The organism is uncultured Campylobacter sp. (assembly GCF_938018145.1).
Classification (GTDB): domain Bacteria; phylum Campylobacterota; class Campylobacteria; order Campylobacterales; family Campylobacteraceae; genus Campylobacter_A.
In genome coordinates this window covers 1-2,587 of sequence record NZ_CALIII010000275.1, presented here as the reverse complement: position 1 = coordinate 2,587, position 2,587 = coordinate 1, and the positions used below count along the sequence as shown (strand labels likewise).

Annotated in this window: 4 protein-coding genes and 1 pseudogene; 1 reads left to right on the top strand and 4 read right to left on the bottom strand. The window is 50.3% G+C overall.

The genetic code is table 11. The annotated features are described in order from the left end of the window. Positions 1-214: pseudogene (locus Q0338_RS06385) on the top strand (hypothetical protein); the annotation flags it as partial. 263 nt (positions 215-477) lie between these two features. On the opposite strand, the gene Q0338_RS06380 reads toward Q0338_RS06385, so the two are convergent. The 4 genes from Q0338_RS06380 to thiD form a co-directional block, all read right to left on the bottom strand. Further along, positions 478-843, bottom strand: coding sequence for an NAD(P)H-dependent oxidoreductase (locus tag Q0338_RS06380; protein WP_298086032.1), 366 nt, complete (start codon positions 841-843; stop codon positions 478-480). Continuing rightward, on the bottom strand, positions 801-1,028 hold the full coding sequence (locus Q0338_RS06375) for a hypothetical protein (RefSeq protein WP_298086031.1): 228 nt from the start codon (positions 1,026-1,028) through the stop codon (positions 801-803). The genes Q0338_RS06380 and Q0338_RS06375 overlap by 43 nt, the downstream gene beginning before the upstream one ends. An 83-nt stretch (positions 1,029-1,111) precedes the next feature. Next, entirely contained in the window at positions 1,112-1,714 is a 603-nt protein-coding gene (thiE, locus tag Q0338_RS06370) for a thiamine phosphate synthase (RefSeq protein ID WP_298086033.1), read from the bottom strand. After that, complete coding sequence (gene thiD, locus Q0338_RS06365; protein ID WP_298086030.1) at positions 1,707-2,489, bottom strand: bifunctional hydroxymethylpyrimidine kinase/phosphomethylpyrimidine kinase; 783 nt, start codon at positions 2,487-2,489, stop codon at positions 1,707-1,709. Before thiD ends, thiE begins: the two co-directional genes overlap by 8 nt. Positions 2,490-2,587: the final 98 nt, after the last annotated feature.

Below are 2,587 nucleotides of genomic sequence, written 5' to 3'. Positions count from 1 at the left end.
AAATCGCAGCAAAAATCTGACGGCGAAAAAATCGCAAGGTTTTTTTGAAAGGGCGCTTTGGTTTAACGTCGATATCGCGATCAGCCTTTGCACGGGACTTGTTTTGCTCTATGCTGGGACGATGGATTTTTGGTTTTCGCCTTTTGCTGGGATTGCCGGCTTGATAATCTTGCTCGGCGGAGTCTGCTTTAACGTGTTTTATAAAAAAGATTAGCCTTCGGCGCGGCTTAGCAAATTTGGTACGGAAACTTCAAATTTTAGCCTGCTCGCCGTAAATTTGACGCTCAAATTTAGCGTGTCAAATTTGAGCAAGGCAAGCGGACTCGTCAAATTTCAAGCCTTACAAAAACGCTTGCAAATTTTCGCCGGGCGGTAAATCGCGAAAATAACGGCGATAAAGCTTAAATTTAGCGCGACCTTCGTGATTTATAGCGAGGCAAATTTACGCGTAGCAAGGCTAAAATGCGCCAATCAAATTTAGCCTAAATTTCGCAAAAACTCCGCATACTCTCTGGCGCCGCGCTCTAAATCGTCCTGGCTTGATACGTAGTCCACGCCCGGGGTCTCCTCGGCGCCGTAAAATGCGAAAAAGTCGCGGTAGTCGGCGCGAAAATAGTATTTAAACGCAAGCTCAAACGGCGTAAGAACCTCGCGCAAGCTAAAATGATAGCGTCCTTGCGGGCAGTAGTCGCTCTTTTTGATGCCCGCAGTCACGGCTAGTGCGACCTTGCGGCCCGCGATACCGTCCGAGCCGCGCCCATAGGCAAAACCGTGCGTCATCACCGCGTCGATCCATGATTTTAAAATCGGAGGGCAGGAGAAGTTATGAAGCGGAAACTGCAAAACGAGGGCGTCGTGGGCTCTGATGAGCTCTTGCTCGCGCGCGGCGTCGATATCGCCGCTCCCGAAACCTGCGTCAAATCATGAACGCTAAAGCGCTGCGGCTCTTTGAGAGCCTCTTGTAGCAGGCGTTTGTTTATGACCGAGTTTTGGATGCCTGGGTGAGCTAAGATGATTAGAGTTTTCATTTTTCTCCTTTTTAATCGAGTAAATTTTATCAAATTCGGCTTAAATTTTAGCGGAGCAAATTTGATGTAAATTTAGATTATTTTTACAAAAACGCTTGCAAATTTCGCAAATTTTCTTTTATGGATGCGGGGCGGTAGAGCGCTGAGATAACGGCGATGTAGTCTGGATTTAGAGCGGTGATTTGCGCGATATTTGCTGCTTTTATGCCGCCGATTACGCAAACCGGGATACGTAAAATTTCCTTTGCGCGCCTGATCGTTTCAAATTTACAAAGCGGGGCGTTTGGTTTGGTTGGGCTCGCAAACACGGCGCCAAATGCTGCGTACGAAGCACCCTCGTCCTGTGCTTTTAGGGCTAAATTTAGATCGTCATAGCAGCTAACGCCGATAAATGCGTCCTCGCCTAAGATCTTTCTAGCAGCTTTTACTCCGCCGTCATCCTTGCCGATATGCACGGCGTTTGCGCCTATTTTGGCGGCAAATTTGACGTCGTCGTTTACGATAAATCTCGCGCCGTAACGCTCGCAAAGCTCTTTTAGCGCAAGAGCTACGCGCTTGTTTTTGGGCTCAAGTTTGGTGCGGTACTGCAAAAGCTTCACCCCACACTCTAGCAGCTCCCCGGCCTGCGCTAGCACGCTACTCTCTGGCGTTAGGACGTCGTCCGTGATAGCGTAAATTTCAGCCACGGTTTGCACCGGCGGCTTTGTGATCTAGTAGCCGCACGCCGAAATTTGAGTCGTGGGCGTTTTTGATCGCGTTTGCAACAAAGGCTTTGGCGCGCTTGATCGCCGTTACCTCGTCTGCCCCGCAAGCCAGGGCGCAGGCGATAGCCGTGGCGAAGCTACATCCCGCGCCGTGCATGATCGTGGGGCGCTCTAGCGTCTCGCCAAATTTAACTATCTCGCCGCTTTTTTTATAAAGCGTATCCTCGCAAATCTCGCTCGTTCGCGTGCGTTTTAGCACGATGTCGCAGGGCAGATCGGTGCTCAAAATTAACCGCTCGCCGTCAAAATTTAACCCCAAAATGCGCGCTTCGTCTAAATTTGGCGTCGCGACGCGGGCGAGACTTAAAAGCTCTTTTAGCGCGTTTATGGCGCCCTCTTGCAGGAGTTTGGCGCCTGATTTCGCCACGCAGACGGGATCTATCACGGCTGGTATGCCGCGGTTTTGCTCCAGCCAGGCTTTGACGCAGGCTATGAGCTGTTCGTTAAAGAGCATGCCGATCTTTACGGCGTCAAATTTTAGCTCGGCGCAGACGGCCTCTAGCTGCGCGTTTAAAAACTCGGGCGTTACGGGCATTACAGCGCTCACGCCGTTTGTGTTTTGCGCGGTTAGAGCCGTGATCGCGGTCGCGCTGTAGCAGCCGTAGGCCTCGCAGGTTTTTATGTCGGCTTGCACGCCGGCACCCCCGACGCTGTCGCTGCCTGCGATGATTAGGATATTTTTTTTAGGATTTTTCATTGTTTTGCCTTGAGCGGTTTTTGTTAAATTTATCTTTGGGCGAATTTATCTGTCGCCAAAATCCTTGCCAAATTCGACTCCGAGTTCCTTTAAATTTA

Coding starts and splice junctions, on each gene's coding strand:
- Q0338_RS06375 (WP_298086031.1), bottom strand. CDS start 1,028: ATGAAAACTCTAATCATCTTAGCTCACCCAGGCATCCAAAACTCGGTC.
- thiD (WP_298086030.1), bottom strand. CDS start 2,489: ATGAAAAATCCTAAAAAAAATATCCTAATCATCGCAGGCAGCGACAGC.